The following is a 19,579-nucleotide window of genomic DNA, read 5'->3' on the forward strand; positions in this document are numbered from 1 at the left end:
ACTTAAAAGCTGATCTAATTCATGGCACACAAAAAAACAAAGCCTGAAAGTCGCTATTTATAAGACTTACGGAGTAGGGGGTAAATCCCTCTTTAAGATACTTGAAAACCGATAGCTTATGCTATCGGTTTTTTATGTTTACACTATTCTACTTTTTATAATTTTACGCTAACATTTTTTTTCAAATGTAAATTTCAAGTGTACTACATTCTCCTTTATCCTTCACCAATAAAGGACCATAACTTTTTGCGCCGACATTTTAATTCAAGAAAAACCTCCTAAATATTCCTCTTTTTCAAGACATATTCGCGAGCTTTTTCCTGAAGTTGATCATCAGATAAAGACTTGTTTTTAAGTAACCACTCATCAATTTCAGATTTTTCAAAGAATAAGTATTTACCATTAGGTTTAGAGTAGGGGATCTTACTAAAATGAACCAAGTGATAGATATATGATTTTTTAAAACCAGTATATTTCTCTAGTTCTTCAACAGATAGTATTTCCTTATTATTAGAGATAATTAGTTGCTCTAGATAATCAAGTTTTTCAAGTATAAGTTTAATAGGTTCCATAATCAATTGTTTTTAGATTTGGAAGCAAACTACTATTATATCATAAACGACTAAAGTCAAGTGTACTTTTAGGTAGTACTTGGCTTGTTTGGAAAGAATTCAGGATATCTCCGTAATTTCAAATTATCACTAATTACATTAGTATAAAATAAAAAAGGTAAACACCTCGTTTACCTTTTCCTTGTTTCTATTATTGAATTAATATAGGAACTCATGCTCCCATCCCAATAACAATGGACACAGTGCTTACCCTCGAAAAGATGGTTACAGTTGGGATATCCGTACAAGACGTGGGCACATGCAGGGCATAGTCCCTCCATTGCTGAAGTATGTGTGTAGTACAAGTTATTGCATTCATCACAGTGTTTGATTGTTAGAGAAGGAGTCATAATATGATAGTTTAACTTTCCATAGTGATATATTGGATTGAAAGATCAGGTGTTAAATCAACAACCAATAAATATTGAGTTAAATCTTCATCAATAGAAAGGTCAATAGAAACAAAGCGTTTTTCTAAGGTAGGACAAATATTGATAGCATATATTTTTAGTGCATCAACAAATTGTTCAGAAGAAGTAATCGACTGCATTAAAGGTTCATCAGCTAATTCACTGCGATGATGATCGATATTCCACTACTTCCTCAGCAAAAGCACTAGTTAGTAGTTGATCTTTTATGGATTGTATATGCTCTTCTACGCTCTCCAAAAAAGTTGCTACACGTTGTAAATCTGATGTTGTTGGTTTGTCTCCTTCAAAGTCGATGTTTAAAGAAACGTCTTGTCCTTTTGTTGTTGTAAAACTAGCTTCAAAATAATCTTCATTTAGATCTAGTGCTCCAAAATAGGGTAATTTAATCATAGTGTTATTTTTTACGTTTTATTTCGTGTGTAGCCATTTACTTGATTCTAAATTTACTTGTTTCAATTGGATTTGGTAGATCTATAGTAAAATGTTCTTTTTCATATTTTTCAATTAATATTCCTAAACTCTCCAGCTCATCACTATCTTGCGTTCCAGGAAGTGCATCAAAAATCAATTCTAGTCTTTGTAAAGCAGCTTTGTAATCTTGTTCTGATTTTATAGGTTTCAATTTCATAATTTAAATGGTTTATACAGATTTACAAATTATTTTCCAATTTAGGGACCTTTTTTAATACTTTATTAAATTGCCTTGCCTGCTAAGAAAAAGAAAGTATAAGTATTGTGGTAATAAAATCACCCCCTAATTTATCTAAATTTCAATAATGAGCTCAAGATCAAGCTCTATTCTTTTTAGTAAGATTTTTTGTTCTCTGTAAGGGTAAAGCGTTATGAAATTAAACACTAGGATAAAATCAAAGCCAAGTGTACTTTCAAGTAACACTTGGCTTTAGTGTAATTATAATCTGTAATCAACCCCTAAATTTAAAACCCAAACTTAAGTTCTGGAATAAGCTCAGAGGCCTCTTTCATTTTACTATCAATAATCTTAGCATAGACTTGAGTCGTTCTGATCTCACGATGCCCTAAACGTTTGGAAACTGTGTAAATATCCGCTCCATTTTCTAAGAGTAGTACCGCATTGGTATGTCTAGCACTATGGAAGGTAATATGCTTGTGAATACCCGCTCGGTTACACCAACGGACAATTTCATTATTGTAAATAGCCGAGTATTTAAGATTAGTGAAAACGAGTTGATTTAGTGATTCTCTTTCCCCTAAGAGTTCTCTTGCCTGTTTAGAGATATAGAGATACTCAACACCTTCCGTTTTTTCCTGTCTATAGATAACTCTACAGATATCATCTTCATCTCTTACTTCAGACCAAACAAGCTTATTAATATCCGACCAGCGAAGACCAGTTAAACAAGAGAATAAAAAAGCTCGTTTAAGCACTTCGTATTTACAATCTGTTTTTACCAGACGTTGTACTTCATTAAAAGTAAGATATTCTCTTTGGCTTTCCGCCTGTTTAAAACTCTTTACTTTTTGAGCATAGTTAATCGTCAGATAACCCTCTTCAAAGGCTAATCGAAGAGCAGCTCTAAACTTATTTAGATAAGAGTATTTTGAGTTTAAGGATAGAGGAAGTTTACTTTTAGTAAGCGCCTTTGTATCAAAGTAATGTCTGACTTTTTTTAAAAATTCATCATCTACTTCATCAAAAGTAAAAGTAGGGGAGATACAGCGTTTTAAATGAAGAAAAGAAGCCGTCCAGTTTCCGTAGTTTTTAGGACTTTCATACTTCTCTTCTGTTTTCTCAAGAAAGAAGTCCAAGAAGCAACGTTGCCCTTTGTGTTTATTCTTAATTCCATATTTACCTCTAAGGTTTTCACTTTGTCGAATAGCTAAGATATTCTCAGCCATTTGTAGCGCTTCTTTGTTTTCCTTTCTCTCCTTTGGGCTATTAGGAGCACCATGTAAAAAGAGTTTGAGGTTTTCAAATTCTCTGATATGCCTTTTTTTACCTTCTAAGGAAACTTCAAATCCTTTATAGTATTCAATATGCAGACTAATCTTACCACTTGGTAATTTTCGTTGTTTAAGTGTGATGTTCATAATTTTCTATATTAGGTTAGGGAGACTCATTTTGTACCACATTTGTACCACATAATTTTAAAGTGTGGTACAAATGCGGTACTAAATATAGAAAATAAGGACATCTTATAAAAATATTTAACACATAACTATTTGATTTTCAAAGCATTTAAAACCAAATAAAAGTATTAAAAAGACAGGTTATTTACCACTGTAATATATCCTTTGGTAAGGCAAAGTTGCTGCATGTCCAAAAAATCACGCATGAAATCATGATCCGCTAACACATTTTCCAACAGCCATTGTGTATGGTTAGATACCATGTGTGGCAGGTTCAAATTATTAAAAGCATTTAAAAAGTTCTGATTAAGCGAATAAACCATTCCAACTCTCATTCCGGAAATGCCGAGATCTTTAGACAGTGCATACCATTGGTGTACATACGGACTATTTTTTTTATGAATGATTGGAAGAATGGAAAAAAACTTATCATGGTTTGAATAATCAGCAGCAATTGATGGATTTTCTGTATCCACTGTAACAAGTCCATAGATTTCATTAACAATTAAATGTATGTTTCTTTCGATGCACCAATCAGCTATGGTTTCCAATTGCTCTAATGAATAAATACTACCAGTTGGATTATCGGGATTAGTGAGTATCAATAGTCTGAAATTTTTACCCTGAAGCTCAATATCCTTTTTTGCCATTTCTAGGTGTTCTATCGATAAAATTGCCCCATGATTACTATCATCAATTTGATGATGGGTAATTAAATCATATCGCTCTAATTCTGCCTTATTATTGATATCCCTGCTATAAACAGGATATGAAGGTGCGGGAAAAACAGCTACATCGCCAGCATCTGCCAGTATTAATGCCGAAAGCTCAATTACAGCAGTAGCACCCGCAGCAATGCCGATGTTTTTAAAATCTAATGGGTGATGGGCCAAAAATGTCGATAAAAAATCAGCCATTACAATACGAAATGTCTCATGACCAAGCCCAGAAGTATATCCGGAAACCCATTCTGGAATTTCTTTTGTAGCAGAAATAAATTGCAGTTTCTCTCTTAATTTATCCCAATTCAGTTTGTTATCAGCAACATTTAGTGGAAAAGTACCCTCTGGATTATCTATAGCATGATAAAGATTTTTGGAGGCTTCAAAGTAGAGTTCAAAGTCTGGTCTTAATACAGTATTATGAGCGCGATTACCTCTTAACGATACAAATGATAAATCTGACATAGGATTTCTAAGAATTGTAAATTAATAACAAACATCTGGAAACATAATACTCAAGACAGGAAACTATATCCCCATCTTGAGCGTTATGAATTTACAGTACTAAATTTAATTTGTACCAGCCAACATTCCACCATCTACTGTCCAAGTTGCACCAGTTACCCAGCTCGTTTGGTCAGAGAGTAAAAAAGCGATGGTTTTTGAAACATCTTCTGGCTGACCAACGCCTCCAAGTGGATGATAAACGTCAAACGCAGAAAGGTTTTCAGCAATTTTGTCTTCTGGCATAAAAGTTTTGAAAATCGGAGTAACCACAAAACCTGGATTTACGGAATTAATTCTGATTTTAAATTCAGCTAGTTCTATCGCTAATTGTTTTGTAAGCGCCACCAATCCTGCTTTTCCAACCATATAAGAAGAGGCTGGTCCGGCTTTAAGAGCGTGATGTATCATTGCTGCACCGATATTTACTACCGAACCTCCGTTGTTCACTTTCATAATTTGAGCCGCAGCTTGCGTGATGAAAAAGAATGCTTTTGTGTAGGTTTGGAAACTGTCATAATCTTTCTCCGTATGGTCTAAGAATGACACTGGAGTATAATGTCCTGCACTATTTACCAAGTATTTTAGATTGGGTAATTCATTTTTCAAATTACTATTGAATTCTGCAACTGCTTTCATATCTGAAAGGTCAATCGAATAAATTTTTACTTTGCCACCTTTGGCTTCCAGTTCTTCTTTTGCTGTGCTTAAACTGTCTAAACTTCGCCCTACAAGTGCTACTTCAATTCCTTTTCCTATTAATATTTCTGCTGTAGATTTACCAATTCCGGTAGAACCTCCTACGATTAATGCTTGTTCCATTTTATGATTTTTTATTGTTTGTTTTTAATTATGCTTCGTAAACAAATTCGTAATTTCTTACGATTGAAGAATTAAGACTGTTTCCTACGTGACACAAGTTCTTTGCAGAAGTTTCGATGATTTCTTTTTGGTCAGCAGGATATTCTTTATCAAATGATAATTTCACATTGATGACCCCAACTTGTCCACCTTCAGCAGCCATTTCATACGAAAGTTCGCTTTTAGAACCATTCACTTCAAACCCTTTTTTTCTGGCGTAGAAATCAATTGTTCCCAACATACAACTTCCGTAAGAACCCATCAATAGGTCGATTGGTCCGAATTTTAAATCTACTTTGATTTCTTCATCGCTTAAAGGCGTTTTTGTACTCGTATTGTATTTACCTTGATAGTTTGATTCAATTATTTTTGACATTTTATTGAAATTTTTAGTGTTGATATTTAATTATTTTTATTCTAAGTTTATATGCTACATCCATCTGCACCACACATATTTTCGCCAGATGTTTGTGATAGATTTACGATACTTTCTTGATAAGTTTGAGCCAAAGCTCTTGTAAAAAGTTCAACAGGTTGCGCTCCTGAAACTGCATATTTATTATCCAAAAGATAGTAAGGAACTCCAGAAATACCCAAGTTGTGCGCTTCCATAATGTCTTGTTTTACTTCGTAATCATAAGCATCTTCCGACAATATTTTTCTAGCTTTTTCTTTGTCTAAACCTAATTCTTCTGCAAGTGATACCAAAAAATCTGCATCCGCGATGTTTTTTCCGTCGGTAAAATGAGCTACAAATAATGCTTCTTCCATTGCATCGGCTTTGTTATTTTCTTTAGCAAAATGCAATAATTTATGCGCTGAAAAAGTCTCTGCGGCGATAGTCGTATCTTGATTAAATGTTACTCCTGCGGCATTTCCCATCTCTTTCAACTGATTTTGAAATTGCTTTAGTTGAGGTTCTGAAAAACCTTTTCGTTTCATCAAATATTCGCTGATGCTTACGGTTCCAGAGTTTTCTTTCAAATCTGGGTCTAGCTGAAAACTTTTCCATTCTACTTCCACTTCATTTTTGAAAGGAGAGTTTTCTAAAGCTGCTTCAAAATTTTTCTTTGCGATGTAGCAAAACGGACACATAATATCTGACCAAACTTGTATTTTCATTGTCTTTTTTTAAAAAATTTATTAATTAAATGTTCTCATTAACTAATGCTATGGTTCATAGAATCTAGCTTTACAAGATTGCTTTTGCTCCAGCTTCGGCTACTGTATGGTCTTCTTCTAAACTACCACCGCTTACGCCAATTGCCCCAATTACAATGCCTTCTGAATTTTTTATTACTATACCACCCGCAAAAGTTATTAAACCACCATTGCTGTGTTCTAGGTTAAAGAAAGGCCCATCTGGTTTTACTAATGGCGTCAATGTTGCTGTGTCCATTTGTAACAAAGCTGATGTTTTTGCCTTTTTGATAGAAACATCTATAGAGCCAAGCAAAGCGTCATTCATTTTAGCTAATGCAACTAGGTTGGTTCCTGCATCTAAAACACTGATAACCATTTTGGCATTTATTTCTATTGATTTTATTTTTGCTGCTGCTATAACTACTTCTGCTTGTTCTAATGTAATGTTCATTTTTTTTTTAAAATTTATTCTAATTAAAGAGTATCAATTATTATTTTATCTGTTTGAAGCTGTTGATTCAAATTCTCTTTATGAAAAAAAATCTTTTGCAACCGTAGCAGCTGATTCCAATGCTTTTGGAAACTCGTTTTCGGCATCAGGATTTACCAAATTACCTAAAAATGTAATCGGATGAATGTCTGTAATACCTACAAGACCAAGCCACCAGTTTATATAAGAAACCTGAAAATCTAAACCAAGTGATGCAGGAACACCTGGGCTAAACACACCCGAAGTAAAAACCACACAGGCTTTTTTGTCTTTCAACAAAGGAAAATAACCATCTGCACCAAAACCAAAAGTCAAACCGGGTTGCGAAACGGTATCTATGTAATGTTTTAAAACCCAAGGAATTCCTCCATTCCACATCGGGACAGTAATTAGATATTCATCTGCTGATGAAAATCTTTCTGTTACCTCAACCACTTTATCCCAAGAAGATTGTAATTCTTCATTCAGAGTTCCATCACCAAAGAAGGTCATTTTGGCTGCCGCTTTATTACCGTCAAAAGGAGGAATACTACCATCCCAAAGATTTAATTCATCAATGATAGCATCAGGATTTGATAGTTTATATTGTTTCAAAAATTCTTGAGCGATGGCTCCCGATTTCGATTTTTCTCCTCTTGGCGAGCTGATGATGTGCAGTAGCTTTTTCATTGTATGGTTTTAATTAATTATGATTAAAGATTTTCATTTACAATTTTACTCAATTCGCTTGATGGCAAAACGCCTGAATGTTTCCATTTCATTTCATTTTTTTTGAAAATCATTGTTGTAGGCACGCTTCTGATTTCGAAAAGTTGTGCTAATCCTGGGTTTTGGTCAATATCCACTCTTTCATAATGGATTGTTTCTCCAAATTTTTTCACAGTTTCTTCCAAATGTGGTTTCATTGCGATACACGGTCCACACCAAGTTGCGTGAAAATTAACTACTGTCAATTGATCGGATTCTATTTTATTTGCTAAGTTCATTGTATGATATTTTTAAATTAATGATTGCAATAATTTCACTTCATCTAAGGACCTATGATGACTTAAAGTTTGCTTGATTTATAAGTACAAATTTACGCCAGACAGTACGATTTAGAAATGGACAAAATTGAAAATAAATGGTACTTATTGGTAAACTATCTCTAGATTAAGTAGTAGTCTTTTCAAGATTTATACTATCAATAACTTCTTTAATTAGGCATAAACTTTTCAATTTAGCTTCTTGGTCATAAATAGGTGAATGAATCATCAATTCGTCTGCACCTGAATGATTTAAAAATTCTTTTAATTCAATAGTCAATTTTTCTTTACTTCCCACAAAAGAACGAGCCGTCATTTGGTTTACCTGAAAACGAGCAGCTTCACTCATTTCATTCATTAGCTGGCTTAAAGAAGAAACTGGAGGTTGCAAGAATTTACCATTATTTAATACTATATTTTGAAACATTTGATAAACACTCGTAGACAGAATTTCAGCCGTCTCATCCGTATCTGCAGCTACAGCATTAACAGCAGCAATCGTATAAGGGTGATCCAAAAATTCAGAGGGTTGGAAATTATTGCGATACAATAAAAATGCAGCCATCATATCTCTCGGCGCAAAATGTCCTGCAAAAGCATAAGGTAGCCCTTTTGAAGCCGCCAAAGCCGCACTTTCTCTGCTTGAACCCAATATCCAAATAGGAACATTTGTGTTCTCGGCGATAGCGGCACGTACGTTTCCATAAGCATTTTCTTTAGAGAAATAAGTCTGGAGCGCAGCTACATTTTGCGGAAACTGTTGAGATTGTGCATAGAAATCTTTTTGAATAGCTAAAGCCGTCTGCGTATCAGTTCCAGGAGCTCTTCCCAAGCCTAAATCGATACGGTTTGGATACAGCGTTGCTAACGTTCCAAACTGTTCAGCGACAATAAGTGGCGAATGGTTTGGTAACATAATTCCGCCTGAACCCACTCTTATTTTCTGAGTTTGGCTGGCGATATATCCTATTAAAACTGCTGTCGCCGAACTGGCAATATGCGCCATATTGTGATGTTCTGCCAACCAAAAACGATTAAAGCCTAAACTATCTGCAAGTTGTGCATATTCTTTTGTTTTTTCGAGTGTTGAACTGGCATTACTACCTTGTGCAATTGGTGCTAGTTCCAATATGGATGATGGAATCATATTCATTGTTTCAAATTAAATATTGGTTGGAATCGGATGACTATTCAGCTTCTGAATTATTAAAGAACTGTACGATTAATAACATATCAAATTGATGTTGATAGCGAATCAGAAAAATGAAAAGGCTGTTTTTAATTTTAAATACACAGCCTTTTCATTCTGTTTTTTTAAACGATAGAATGTAAATCCTTATTGATGTTTATTTTAACAGGATTTGCAATGGTATTGTACCCAGGAGAAACCTTGCGGACGTGTTCTGCGATTGCATTATAGTCTTCTTGAGTTCCGCTTCCTTCCACTTCAAAATTGAACTGCAATTCTTCAAAACCAATAGTAACATTGGGATCAACTTCTAAAAATCCTCTCAAATCAAGATTTCCAACAATGGTAAGATTTACACTTTCGAGTTTGATGCCTTTACTGGTTGCGCCCACTACAAAACCTACCATCATACATCCCGCTAATCCTCCCAAAATATAATCTTGTGGGTTTGGGCTTAAATTATCTCCCAAAAGTTCTTCCGGTTCTCCGATGCTATATTTGAATTGTTTTTCAACAGAAGTACTTCCGATTTTTTTGCTGTGTGTAGTGATTTCTGTACTTACGCCGCCTTTCCAAGTTGCTGTAACTCCTAAGGCTGCAATTGCTTCTGCCGGTTGATTAGTAATTACATCGACATAATTACCTAAAGCTTCTAAATTTACATTGTTTAACATAACTGATTGTTTTTAATTTTACTTCTGCAAAGTTAGTCTGCAACAAGAAGCTGGGAAATGGACAAAGCTGAAAAGAAATGGTACTTATTGGCAAAGGACTCCAACAACTATTTGTAAATGAAGGATAATAAGTATTACTTTTACCAAAAATTAGCGGTAAGTAAACATCACAATAAAATAGCTATGAGTTATTTAAACAATCAAAATATACACGAATACCATCTTAATTTGCATGAGCCAAGTAAACAGCAATTTAAGTTATATGAAATGAATAGCTATCTAAAAGATCATGGTGAAAAGGCCAGCAAGCCTCATATTCATAGTTATTACCAAATAATTTGGTTTAAAAAAGGGACAGGAAAACACTATGTTGATTTTAAGGAATATGAGGTGACTGATAATTCCCTATTTTTTATAGCAAAAAATCAGGTGCATTATTTTGATGACAATATAGATTATCATGGCGTAATTATAGTCTTTAATGAATCGTTTATCGTGCAAAAAGACAGTGAGGTTGAGTTTTTTCTAAAGTGTAATATTTTCAAAAATCCTTACCAAAGACCTTCTTGTTGTGTTGGAACAAATATGGACAGTATTTTAGACCAATATCTTACCTTAATAAACTTAGAGTTACAACATGAAAGTGATTTTGGCCAGGGTGAACTGCTCAGAATGTACCTAAGATCCTTTTTGGTACAGGTTCAGCGTATTAAAATAGAGTCAGAAAAAAGCATTGGCGAAGAATCATTTTATGTAGATGATAAAAAGATGCAATTAATACGTTTCAATAATTTAATCGATGACAATTATAAAAATGGATGGACGATTGCGCAATATGCCGAATCACTTTTTATATCTCCCCGAACATTATCAAGCTTGACGAATCAGTTACTTGGAAAAAGCCCATCACTGATGATTCAGGAAAGAATAGTTCTTGAAGCCAAACGCCTTTTATTACATTCTGACCAACATATAAATCAGATAGGTTATACTTTGGGATTTGAAGATCCGTCTTACTTTGTAAAGTATTTTAAAAAGCATACAAAAATTTCTCCCATGGCTTTTAAAAAATCTATTTCCTGAAATTTAAAAATTAATAATTTTTCGGAATTAAAGACTATGTGAAAAAGGTTTGAATATAATTTGAAATTTCAATAGGAAATGAATAATTGTGTCATTTTAATAATGGACAATTGAGAAAAAGTATGGTACTTTTCGGCATAAAATGATGATTTAGCGTTTCTATAGTTGTGAGCATTATCATTTTAAACTAATTTAGCGCAATTATGGGTAAGACTATATCAAATATTTTAGTGAATTGTAAGCGATACTTCCTTGTGTTCGCTACATTGCTATTGGTATTGCTTACATCTTGTTCTATCAAAAATTTTGCAGGTTTTCCAACTAATACAGAACAAGGTTTACCTAAAGGGCATCATAATTTTTCGGTAAATGCGCTCGAAAAATGTGCACAATTTGATGTTTCCGACTCACAGATCGTTCAAAAAATCTCTTTCAGTGCGAACGATTTATTACCTGCCGTTATTTTCACAGCAGTATTTCTTTTTCTATTAGGCTTTCGCTCTTTAATTAAAGAAAACAAACACCCTCTTTATAATGGTAGCGGAAAAATCCGTAACTCCATTCCTCTATTTCTGGAATACCAGAAACTCATCATCCATTATTCCCACTAATTCAATTTCCCTATAAACCGTACCGGTTCATTAGGCTGAATTTCTATTGTTTTTATTTTAAATAATCTTAGGTCGCCTTTGTGACCTCTCCAAAAATTGTATCATAATATGATAAAACATATTAAGGCAATCACACTATTGTGGTTTGCCATTGCTGTTCCGTCCGTACTTTACGCCCAACAGCAAAAAGAAAATACTTTGGGCAGTTTATGGCCAAAAGTAGAAGAGAATTATCCGGGTATCGGGTCAAAAATGTCGGCAATCGATGCCGCAAAACTTAATGAACGGGCGGTAAAAAGCAACATGCTCCCACAGGTAAAAGCACAGGCACAGAATACTTATGGAACATATGAGGGAAGTGCGGGTGCATTTTTTCCGCAAGCTGGTTTTTTCAATGTGAGTGGTTCTGCAATGCCGATAAATGGTAGCTCAACAGCAGCCAATACTTTTGGTTCTGCCATTGTTGAATGGGAATTGTTTTCTTTTGGAAAGCTTCGCAAGCAAAATGAAGCTGCAGGTGCACTATACAACAAATCGATAAGTGACAAAGATGCCTATTTACTCAGCTTGAAAAAGACCTTATCAGAGCGATACATCATTCTTTTGTACAACAATGCCAAATTACAATTGGCTGAGAAGAATTCTGAACGTCTCAATGATATTCGCAAAACAACTTCGGGCTTGTCCGCATCGGGTTTAAGACCAGCGGCTGACAGTTTACTCACCTCATCGTCTTATATCCAGGCTATGGGCGAAAATGATAAATGGACCGGTTTTAAAAACGCTGCTCTTATCAAGCTATTGGAACTATACGGTGGAGATACCGTCGATTACATGGCATCTACTTACCGTTTTGGCAATCCCCCAGAAAATAATTCAGGCAAGCTAATTACCATAAACCCCGTTCATCCCATTTTAGATGCTTTGGATAAACAATCGGAGTATTACTTGTTCAGTGGCGAAGCGCAAAAAAGAGCTTCTTTGCCCTCCATAAACTTGTTGGGCGGTTATGCTTATCGTGGTACAGGCATTAACCCCAACGGAACAGTATCGGGAGCATGGAATGACGGTTTCAGCAATACTGCCAATAACTTTCTGGCAGGCATCGGTATCACTTGGAACATTACAAGCCTGCATACCAACAGTTTGAAAAGTAAAAAACTTTTTAAAGATGCCGAAAGTACCAAGCTACTTCATTCGCAATATGAACAAGCAATGCAGGCAGATTTATCAGCTTCACAAACAAAAATTGTGCAACAATACGAACAGCTTCAGAAAACGAAGCTTGCTGTACAGCAGTCGCAAGATGCTTACAATATGTATTTCGCAAGGTACAAAAGCGGTCTGATTACGTTGAGCGAACTCTTGCAAATACGCATTTTGCTGGAACAGGCAGAGAACACCCACATTGATGTTTCCCGAGATTATTGGGCTTTGCTTGCTTACGAAGCAGAACTGCTTGCTGATTTCGACTTTTTATTTAACAACCTTTAATTAATCGTATATGAACATGATAAGATTTGCGTTGAGGAAACCTATTGCGATTATGGTTGTCGTACTTGCGATAGTATTCTTTTCCTACAACACGGTAAAAAAAATAAACGTAGATATATTTCCGGAAGTGGAACTACCTGCAATGTATATTGCTATGCCTTATGGTGGACTATCCCCGGCTTATATGGACGGGTTTATGGCTAATGAGTTCCAAAAGGTATTGCTATTCGTTAGTGGTGTAAAAAATATTGATTTTAAAAGCGTACAGGGTCTGACCCTGATGAAACTGACCTTTTATCCAGGAACCGATATGGCACAGGCTGCTGGAGAGGTATCAACATCTGTTTCAAGAGCAATGGGATTTCTTCCAGCTGGAGCTGTGCCACCAATGGTAGTACGATTTGACGGTAGTTCGCTTCCTGTAGGTAATCTTGTTTTTGAAAGTGACCAGCGTTCGGTCAACGAACTTCAGACGCTTGCCATTACAAAGATAAGACCTATGTTTACTGAAATCCCTGGTATTACTTCTCCGGCTCCTTTTGGGGGTAATATTCGCTCGATTGTCATTAATATTGACCCCGAAGCGATGCAAGCGAATGGACTAAGTCCTGAAGATATCACGGTTGCCATCACCAAAAATAGTCTTCCATCCCCAGCCGGAAATATTCGTATAGGCGATGAAAACCTAATGGCTCCCATTAATTCCATTGCTAAAGGACCCGAAGAGTTATTGAAAACGCCCGTAAAGACGAGTGAGAATCGCACTGTTTATGTTGGCGATGTGGCCCGCGTGGAGGATGGAGCCGACCAAACGGTTGGTTATGCCTTGGTAAATGGCAAACGCTCGGTTTATCTGCCCATTATTAAAAAAGCTGATGCCTCCACATTGGATGCCGTGCAGAACTTGAAAAATGCCATCCCTATGCTGAAAAACCAACTACCAGAGGATGTAAAGGTCAGCTATGAGTTCGACCAGTCCATTTATATCGAACGCTCGCTTTCCAACCTTATCCACGAGGGCATTTTGGGAGCAGTTTTCACGGGATTAGTAATATTATTGTTCTTGGGCGATACCCGTGGAGCTATCATTGTAGTGCTGACTATTCCGATTGCTATTCTATCGGCGGTTACGGTCTTGTATCTTTTCGGACAGACCATCAATATTATGACATTGAGCGGTCTTGCCCTTTCTATTGGTATTCTCGTTGACGAAGCTACGGTAACGATAGAAAATATACACCAGCATATGGAAATGCGGAAACCCAAACAAAGAGCTATTTTGGATGCCTTGCTTGAAATTTCTATCCCAAAATTGCTGATATTATTCTGCATTCTTGCCGTGTTGACACCTGCTTTTATTATGACGGGCATTCCGAAAGATATGTTTATGCCTTTGTCTATGGCAGTTGCCTTTGCTATGATTGCTTCTTTTTTAGCTTCACAGACCTTTGTTCCTATACTGGCAAATTGGATGATGAAGAACAAGCACAATACAGAAGCCAATACACCAAGAAAACGAGCTTTCTTCGATAAATTTCGTGTAAATTATTCATACCGGATGCGTAAATGGTCAACCAAAGCATTACCGCTTTTTGCAGTATATCTGCTGGTTGCTGGTGTTATAGCAAGCTTACTTTTGACTGTTGTAGGTACGGATGTAATGCCTGTTTCCAATAATGGCGATTTTCAAATGCGTATCCAGGCTCCGCAGGGAAGCAGACTCGAAAAAACAGAGCAGATTGTCAAAGAAATTACTGAGGATATTAAAGCTGAATTACCCGAAAACGGTTTAAATATTACCTCAGCATTTGTAGGTATGCATCCCGCAGGATCCCCTATCAATCCTATATTCCTTTTTACTAGTTCTTCCCACGAAGCTGTTTTACAAATATCCGTCAATCAGGAGGTGTACAGTGGATCGATGGAAGATTTTAAAGAGAAAGTCCGTAAAAAAATTACTGAGAAGTATCCAAAAGTTGCTTTCAATTTTGAATCGATGGAGCTTACAGAAAAGATTATGGGACAGGGAGCAATGACACCTATTGAAGTTAAAGTAGGAGCCAATCAGGTAAAAGGTGCTTTTGCACACGCATCAAAGATTGAGGCAAACCTGAAAAAAGTTCCTTTTTTACGGGATGTCCGCATTGCGGAACCTACTGCTTATCCAAATCTGGAAATTGAGGTTAATCGTGACCTTGCTGGGCAGTTCGGACTGACAATGCAGGACATTACACGAACCCTTGTAACCGCAACCTCATCGACCCGTTTTACGGACAAAAATCTTTGGATTGATCCAAAATCTGGACTAGTATTCCAGACACAAGTGCAAATACCCGAAGGAGTTATGTCATCGGAAGAAAGATTACGATCGCTTCCATTGAAAGCAGGAAGTCTTCGTCCAGTATTAGAAGATGTGGCAACCATAAGAAAGATTACCGCTCCTGCACAGGTAAACAGAAAGGGTCCTAACCGATACGTTACCATAGTTGCTAATGTGTACGGAAAAGATTTGGGAACCGCTTCAAAGGCAGTTAAGCAGTCCATTAAGGACGCAGGGGAACCGCCTCGGGGAACCATAGTTTGGACAGAGGGAGCATTAAAGCTTTTAGATGACACGTTGGGTAATCTTTTGGCAGGTTTGGGTGTTGCCATTGTAGCCATATTCCTGATGCTTTCGGCATATTACCAATCGTTTAAAGTTCCATTAGTTATCCTCTCGGTAGTCCCTGCCGTAATTGCGGGAAGTCTCATCATACTTTTCTTGACGGGCAGTACGCTTAACCTGCAATCTTATATGGGAATTATTATGTCACTCGGCGTATCGGTTTCCAATGCAGTATTATTGGTCAATCAAGCAGAATATTACCGCAAAAAACTGGCACTAAAACCAGCCAACTCCGCAAGGCTTGCAGCTTCTTCCCGATTAAGACCTGTATTGATGACTGCCGCAGCGATGCTTGCCGGAATGTTGCCAATGGCAATGGGCTTAGGCGACGGAGCAGAACAGGTAGCACCTCTGGGTAGGGCTGTTATTGGTGGGTTGATTGCTTCTACCGTAACTATTCTGTTATTAGTTCCTCATTTCTTTTCTTCCCTGATGTCACGAACTTCTCTAGTCAGTCCTTCATTAGACCCTGATGATAATGAAAGTAGGTATTATGCGGAGCAGTCCGAAAAACAAACGATATAATAAACTTTAAAATATAAATACAATGTTTCATAGCATTTCAATAAATAAAAAATCAATAATAGTATTGACATTAAGTACTTCATTAGTACTGATGCTTTCCGCTTGTTCACAAAAAGAACAGGAAAAAGAACAATCACGAAAGGAGCAAACGAAATCAGTAAATTATCTTACGGCTCCTATACAGTTTTTTAATCCTGAATACGATCTATCCGTTCCGGCAGAACTGAAACCATACGAGCAGGTAGCGGTTTATGCAAAAGTTACGGGATTTGTAAAACAAATGTACGTTGACCGGGGCGACCGTGTTCGTAAAGGACAGCTTTTAGCAGTATTAGAGGCTCCCGAAATGAACCAACAATATCTTTCCGACAAATCTACGGAACAAAAGATATATAGTGATTATTTATATGCAAAACAGGCACATGACCGATTAGTGGTTGCCGCCAAAACTACAGGAGCAGTAGCGGATATTGAGCTCGACCGGGCTAAAAGTGTTATGGAAAGTGCAAAATCAGCTTACCAGGCATCTAAAGCTGGAACAGCCCATTCCTCACAATTACAGCAATATTTACGTATAACAGCTCCGTTTGATGGTGTCATTACGGATAGAAATGTTTCGGTGGGAGCACTGGCAGGAACTGGTTCCAATTTGCCTCTTTTTATGATGGCACAGAGCAATAAGCTACGTCTGACTTTATCCCTGCCTGAAAAACACGCATCATCTGTTCAAGATGGTATGCCCGCTACGTTTACCATCAGCTCACAGCCAGGCAAAACATTTAATGCAACACTTTCCAGAACCTCGGGATTGCTGGACCAGCAAGACCGCTCCCTTAAGTTGGAGTTTGATGTGAGTAATCCATCGGGCGAATTGCAGGGTGGCGATTATGCACAGGTAAAACTGAAATTAAAGCGAAAAAATCCATCAAATTGGGTTCAAAGTAAGAGTGTCTTAAATACGCAGTCTGGAACGTATGTTTTAACGTTGAACAACAACGAAGTAAAGCGGATTGCAGTAAACGAGGGCATTCGTTTAGACACGCTGACAGAGGTTTTCGGTAATCTTTTGCCGGAGGATAAAATCATTTTAAAACCGTCAGAAGAGATTAAAGAGGGTAAAATAAATAAATAGAATTATGAAAATGAACTTCAAAAAAATAGCCCTGCTCCCGCTAATAGCGATTACGGGATGGGCATATGCATCAATCGATAGCAATGGAATTGACAGAATTATGACCACAAATCAAAGCACTAATGGCGAACAGCCATTAGTGTCTAATGCTCAGCAAACGCCTGATTTAAAGTTCAAGGATGAAAACGGTAAAACCATTTCGTTACACTCATTAAAAGGCAAGGTTGTTTTTATCAATCTTTGGGCAACGTGGTGTCCGCCGTGTATCCAAGAAATGCCTTCCATAAATGAACTCCGTAAAACCTTTAAAAACAATAATAATCTAGTTTTTTTAATGGTTGATGTAGACGGAAATATCGAAAAGACAAAAAAATGGATGAAGAATAAAAAATTTGACCTGCCTGTACACGTTTTCGATGGCGAAATACCACGTGATATTTTTTCAGGCTCTATCCCAACTACCATTATTGTAGATAAGCAAAACAACATAATAGTTAGGCACGTAGGTGGTGCAGACTATATGTCGAAGGAAATGGTTGATCTTATGAAGAAACAACTGAGTAAATAGAAAATTAGATTAATGAAAAACTATAAAATAATTTATTATGAAGATACAATTTAAAAAATTGGCTGTTTGTGCCAGTCTTACCATCATCACAGTCATTTCATTGGCAGCCTGTGGAAATTCGGATAAGAACAAAGAAAATATGCCAAAAAACGAAAATATCACAACAGAGAAAGTTGCAGAGCTGGAAAATCCTGCAACTTCAGGCATTTCCTTTAAAGACAAAGACGGTAAAACTGTTTCGTTAAATGAATTAAAAGGAAAGGTGGTATTCATCAATTTTTGGGCTACATGGTGTCCGCCCTGCATTCAAGAAATGCCCTCCATTAACAAACTGAAACAATCTTTCAAGGACAATGAAGAAATTGTGTTCCTGATGGTAGATGTAGATAACAAGATGGAAAAATCTACCGCCTTTATGGCCAAGAATGGATATGATTTACCTGTATATGTTCCTGCCGGAAACATTCCGCCTGAATATTTAGGGGAAGCTATTCCTACTACAGTTATCCTTGACAAAAGCGGAGATATGATAGCCCGCATAGAAGGTGGCAGAGATTATACAAGCCCAGAAATGTTAAAAATCTTGAATGAACTGGTTGAAAGTAATTAACAGTCTGATAATAAAAAAAGGGAATTATGTTCAACAATAAAGAGGTTTCAAAAGATAAATCGCCTGCCAGTAAATGGCAGTATGTTAAGAAAAATGCTTTTACTATAATAATGGTAATTGCTGTCGGAATAATGCTTGTCAGCCCCGATGCAAAATCATTTGTACTTCGGCAATTAATGGTAACAGGGCTTTTTAATCCTAGTATTGACAAAAAGGATGGCGATGCAACAAAACAAATTAACACAGATTTTGATTTTGTAGACGAAAAAGGAAGCGTTCAAAGTACCTCATCATTAAGAGGCAAAGTAGTGTTTATCAACTTTTGGGCATCCTGGTGTCCACCTTGCAGGGCTGAATTTCCCTCTATTGAAACGTTTTATACCAAATTCAAAGACAACCCTGATGTTTTCTTTCTCACAATAAATGAAGACAGTGACCTTGCTACAGCAAAAGCTTATCTGATGAATGAAAATTTTTCAATTCCTTTTTATAAATCCAATGGCAATGTCCCGGGCGAAATTTACTCCGGAGCATTGCCTACTACCGTTGTGTTGGATAAAACAGGAAAAATCAGGTTTCATCATACAGGATTTGCCAATTACGCATCGGACGAATTCGTAAAGCAAATAGAAGAATTGGTAAATGAATAACAAAAAAAGACTTTTAATATGAAAAAAACACACGCCTTGCTTATTATGCTATTGTGTCTTACATGCATTAGCGTTTTTGCACAACAAAAAAAAGATGCCGTTTTTGAGCCGGCAATAGCATATAAAAAGCATTATAATGCGCTATATATCCTCAACGAAGCAGATGATAAAAAAATAAGAGGCTTACTTCGAAATATCAATAATGTACTGAACGACCCAAGACTGAAAGGTAAACTTCATATAGAAGTCATCGCATTTTCTGACGGTGTTGAGATGTATAAAAAAGCAAATGACTATCAGAAAATATTGATTGCCTTAAAAGACAAGGGCGTTGTATTTGCCCAATGCGAAAAAACGATGGAGGAACGAAAGATTGAAAAGAACGAATTGTTTGATTTTGTGAATTACGTTCCGAGCGGTAACGGAGAAATTATATTAAGACAATACGAGGGTTGGGCAATTGTTCATCCCTAATCAAAAAT

At 36.5% G+C, this 19,579-nt stretch carries 23 protein-coding genes; 9 read left to right on the plus strand and 14 right to left on the minus strand.

Annotation, left to right across the window (positions count from 1 at the left end; genetic code table 11):
- Window positions 1–278: 278 nt before the first annotated feature.
- The 14 genes from AABL85_RS11440 to AABL85_RS11505 all read right to left on the minus strand — a co-directional run bounded on the left by AABL85_RS11440 (window position 279) and on the right by AABL85_RS11505 (window position 9,759).
- Window positions 279–572: a helix-turn-helix transcriptional regulator gene (locus tag AABL85_RS11440; RefSeq protein WP_155036297.1), complete on the minus strand. Its 294-nt coding sequence runs from the start codon at window positions 570–572 to the stop codon at window positions 279–281.
- A gap of 400 nt (window positions 573–972) precedes the next feature.
- Window positions 973–1,161: a DUF2004 domain-containing protein gene (locus tag AABL85_RS11445; protein ID WP_326379912.1), complete on the minus strand. Its 189-nt coding sequence runs from the start codon at window positions 1,159–1,161 to the stop codon at window positions 973–975.
- A 19-nt stretch (window positions 1,162–1,180) separates the two neighbouring features.
- Complete coding sequence (locus AABL85_RS11450) at window positions 1,181–1,432, minus strand: hypothetical protein (protein WP_326379914.1); 252 nt, start codon at window positions 1,430–1,432, stop codon at window positions 1,181–1,183.
- Window positions 1,433–1,469: 37 nt separating this feature from the next.
- Entirely contained in the window at window positions 1,470–1,670 is a 201-nt protein-coding gene (locus tag AABL85_RS11455) for a hypothetical protein (protein ID WP_326379916.1), read from the minus strand.
- Window positions 1,671–1,978: 308 nt separating this feature from the next.
- Window positions 1,979–3,112, minus strand: a complete 1,134-nt coding sequence (locus tag AABL85_RS11460; protein ID WP_326379917.1) for a site-specific integrase — start codon at window positions 3,110–3,112, stop codon at window positions 1,979–1,981.
- 167 nt (window positions 3,113–3,279) lie between these two features.
- Window positions 3,280–4,338, minus strand: coding sequence for an aminotransferase class I/II-fold pyridoxal phosphate-dependent enzyme (locus AABL85_RS11465; RefSeq protein ID WP_341310172.1), 1,059 nt, complete (start codon window positions 4,336–4,338; stop codon window positions 3,280–3,282).
- 105 nt (window positions 4,339–4,443) lie between these two features.
- Complete coding sequence (locus AABL85_RS11470; RefSeq protein ID WP_341310173.1) at window positions 4,444–5,199, minus strand: SDR family oxidoreductase; 756 nt, start codon at window positions 5,197–5,199, stop codon at window positions 4,444–4,446.
- A 28-nt stretch (window positions 5,200–5,227) separates the two neighbouring features.
- Complete coding sequence (locus AABL85_RS11475; RefSeq protein WP_341310174.1) at window positions 5,228–5,614, minus strand: OsmC family protein; 387 nt, start codon at window positions 5,612–5,614, stop codon at window positions 5,228–5,230.
- Window positions 5,615–5,661: 47 nt separating this feature from the next.
- Entirely contained in the window at window positions 5,662–6,360 is a 699-nt protein-coding gene (locus AABL85_RS11480) for a DsbA family oxidoreductase (protein ID WP_341310175.1), read from the minus strand.
- Window positions 6,361–6,430: 70 nt separating this feature from the next.
- Complete coding sequence (locus AABL85_RS11485) at window positions 6,431–6,832, minus strand: heme-binding protein (protein WP_341310176.1); 402 nt, start codon at window positions 6,830–6,832, stop codon at window positions 6,431–6,433.
- Window positions 6,833–6,910: 78 nt separating this feature from the next.
- Window positions 6,911–7,540, minus strand: coding sequence for an FMN-dependent NADH-azoreductase (locus AABL85_RS11490; protein ID WP_341310177.1), 630 nt, complete (start codon window positions 7,538–7,540; stop codon window positions 6,911–6,913).
- Between the two features lie 23 nt (window positions 7,541–7,563).
- Window positions 7,564–7,857, minus strand: coding sequence for a thioredoxin family protein (locus AABL85_RS11495; protein ID WP_341310178.1), 294 nt, complete (start codon window positions 7,855–7,857; stop codon window positions 7,564–7,566).
- Between the two features lie 166 nt (window positions 7,858–8,023).
- The gene (locus tag AABL85_RS11500) at window positions 8,024–9,049 is read right to left on the minus strand and encodes an LLM class flavin-dependent oxidoreductase (protein ID WP_341310179.1); all 1,026 of its coding nucleotides are present in this window, start codon (window positions 9,047–9,049) and stop codon (window positions 8,024–8,026) included.
- A gap of 161 nt (window positions 9,050–9,210) precedes the next feature.
- Entirely contained in the window at window positions 9,211–9,759 is a 549-nt protein-coding gene (locus tag AABL85_RS11505) for an OsmC family protein (protein WP_341310180.1), read from the minus strand.
- 117 nt (window positions 9,760–9,876) lie between these two features.
- Between AABL85_RS11505 and AABL85_RS11510 the strand changes: the two genes are divergently transcribed.
- From AABL85_RS11510 to AABL85_RS11550, 9 genes are all read left to right on the plus strand, one after another.
- The gene (locus AABL85_RS11510; RefSeq protein WP_341310181.1) at window positions 9,877–10,842 is read left to right on the plus strand and encodes an AraC family transcriptional regulator; all 966 of its coding nucleotides are present in this window, start codon (window positions 9,877–9,879) and stop codon (window positions 10,840–10,842) included.
- 203 nt (window positions 10,843–11,045) lie between these two features.
- Complete coding sequence (locus AABL85_RS11515; RefSeq protein ID WP_341310182.1) at window positions 11,046–11,453, plus strand: hypothetical protein; 408 nt, start codon at window positions 11,046–11,048, stop codon at window positions 11,451–11,453.
- Between the two features lie 108 nt (window positions 11,454–11,561).
- On the plus strand, window positions 11,562–12,947 hold the full coding sequence (locus AABL85_RS11520; protein ID WP_341310183.1) for a TolC family protein: 1,386 nt from the start codon (window positions 11,562–11,564) through the stop codon (window positions 12,945–12,947).
- A 10-nt stretch (window positions 12,948–12,957) separates the two neighbouring features.
- Window positions 12,958–16,137: an efflux RND transporter permease subunit gene (locus AABL85_RS11525; RefSeq protein WP_341310184.1), complete on the plus strand. Its 3,180-nt coding sequence runs from the start codon at window positions 12,958–12,960 to the stop codon at window positions 16,135–16,137.
- Between the two features lie 22 nt (window positions 16,138–16,159).
- Entirely contained in the window at window positions 16,160–17,269 is a 1,110-nt protein-coding gene (locus AABL85_RS11530; protein WP_341310185.1) for an efflux RND transporter periplasmic adaptor subunit, read from the plus strand.
- 4 nt (window positions 17,270–17,273) lie between these two features.
- Window positions 17,274–17,837: a TlpA disulfide reductase family protein gene (locus AABL85_RS11535; RefSeq protein WP_341310186.1), complete on the plus strand. Its 564-nt coding sequence runs from the start codon at window positions 17,274–17,276 to the stop codon at window positions 17,835–17,837.
- A 37-nt stretch (window positions 17,838–17,874) separates the two neighbouring features.
- Window positions 17,875–18,447, plus strand: a complete 573-nt coding sequence (locus AABL85_RS11540) for a TlpA disulfide reductase family protein (protein WP_341310187.1) — start codon at window positions 17,875–17,877, stop codon at window positions 18,445–18,447.
- A gap of 26 nt (window positions 18,448–18,473) precedes the next feature.
- On the plus strand, window positions 18,474–19,097 hold the full coding sequence (locus tag AABL85_RS11545; RefSeq protein WP_341310188.1) for a TlpA disulfide reductase family protein: 624 nt from the start codon (window positions 18,474–18,476) through the stop codon (window positions 19,095–19,097).
- A gap of 18 nt (window positions 19,098–19,115) precedes the next feature.
- On the plus strand, window positions 19,116–19,571 hold the full coding sequence (locus tag AABL85_RS11550) for a DsrE family protein (RefSeq protein WP_341310189.1): 456 nt from the start codon (window positions 19,116–19,118) through the stop codon (window positions 19,569–19,571).
- Window positions 19,572–19,579 lie beyond the last annotated feature (8 nt).

This window comes from Myroides odoratimimus (assembly GCF_038039805.1).
Classification (GTDB): Bacteria; Bacteroidota; Bacteroidia; order Flavobacteriales; family Flavobacteriaceae; genus Flavobacterium; species Flavobacterium odoratimimum_B.

Coding starts and splice junctions, on each gene's coding strand:
- AABL85_RS11475 (WP_341310174.1), bottom strand. CDS start 5,614: ATGTCAAAAATAATTGAATCAAACTATCAAGGTAAATACAATACGAGT.
- AABL85_RS11465 (WP_341310172.1), bottom strand. CDS start 4,338: ATGTCAGATTTATCATTTGTATCGTTAAGAGGTAATCGCGCTCATAAT.
- AABL85_RS11515 (WP_341310182.1), top strand. CDS start 11,046: ATGGGTAAGACTATATCAAATATTTTAGTGAATTGTAAGCGATACTTC.
- AABL85_RS11480 (WP_341310175.1), bottom strand. CDS start 6,360: ATGAAAATACAAGTTTGGTCAGATATTATGTGTCCGTTTTGCTACATC.
- AABL85_RS11495 (WP_341310178.1), bottom strand. CDS start 7,857: ATGAACTTAGCAAATAAAATAGAATCCGATCAATTGACAGTAGTTAAT.
- AABL85_RS11540 (WP_341310187.1), top strand. CDS start 17,875: ATGAAGATACAATTTAAAAAATTGGCTGTTTGTGCCAGTCTTACCATC.
- AABL85_RS11500 (WP_341310179.1), bottom strand. CDS start 9,049: ATGAATATGATTCCATCATCCATATTGGAACTAGCACCAATTGCACAA.
- AABL85_RS11485 (WP_341310176.1), bottom strand. CDS start 6,832: ATGAACATTACATTAGAACAAGCAGAAGTAGTTATAGCAGCAGCAAAA.
- AABL85_RS11505 (WP_341310180.1), bottom strand. CDS start 9,759: ATGTTAAACAATGTAAATTTAGAAGCTTTAGGTAATTATGTCGATGTA.
- AABL85_RS11550 (WP_341310189.1), top strand. CDS start 19,116: ATGAAAAAAACACACGCCTTGCTTATTATGCTATTGTGTCTTACATGC.
- AABL85_RS11535 (WP_341310186.1), top strand. CDS start 17,274: ATGAAAATGAACTTCAAAAAAATAGCCCTGCTCCCGCTAATAGCGATT.
- AABL85_RS11545 (WP_341310188.1), top strand. CDS start 18,474: ATGTTCAACAATAAAGAGGTTTCAAAAGATAAATCGCCTGCCAGTAAA.
- AABL85_RS11445 (WP_326379912.1), bottom strand. CDS start 1,161: ATGCAGTCGATTACTTCTTCTGAACAATTTGTTGATGCACTAAAAATA.
- AABL85_RS11450 (WP_326379914.1), bottom strand. CDS start 1,432: ATGATTAAATTACCCTATTTTGGAGCACTAGATCTAAATGAAGATTAT.
- AABL85_RS11455 (WP_326379916.1), bottom strand. CDS start 1,670: ATGAAATTGAAACCTATAAAATCAGAACAAGATTACAAAGCTGCTTTA.
- AABL85_RS11490 (WP_341310177.1), bottom strand. CDS start 7,540: ATGAAAAAGCTACTGCACATCATCAGCTCGCCAAGAGGAGAAAAATCG.
- AABL85_RS11525 (WP_341310184.1), top strand. CDS start 12,958: ATGAACATGATAAGATTTGCGTTGAGGAAACCTATTGCGATTATGGTT.
- AABL85_RS11520 (WP_341310183.1), top strand. CDS start 11,562: ATGATAAAACATATTAAGGCAATCACACTATTGTGGTTTGCCATTGCT.
- AABL85_RS11510 (WP_341310181.1), top strand. CDS start 9,877: ATGAAGGATAATAAGTATTACTTTTACCAAAAATTAGCGGTAAGTAAA.
- AABL85_RS11440 (WP_155036297.1), bottom strand. CDS start 572: ATGGAACCTATTAAACTTATACTTGAAAAACTTGATTATCTAGAGCAA.
- AABL85_RS11460 (WP_326379917.1), bottom strand. CDS start 3,112: ATGAACATCACACTTAAACAACGAAAATTACCAAGTGGTAAGATTAGT.
- AABL85_RS11530 (WP_341310185.1), top strand. CDS start 16,160: ATGTTTCATAGCATTTCAATAAATAAAAAATCAATAATAGTATTGACA.
- AABL85_RS11470 (WP_341310173.1), bottom strand. CDS start 5,199: ATGGAACAAGCATTAATCGTAGGAGGTTCTACCGGAATTGGTAAATCT.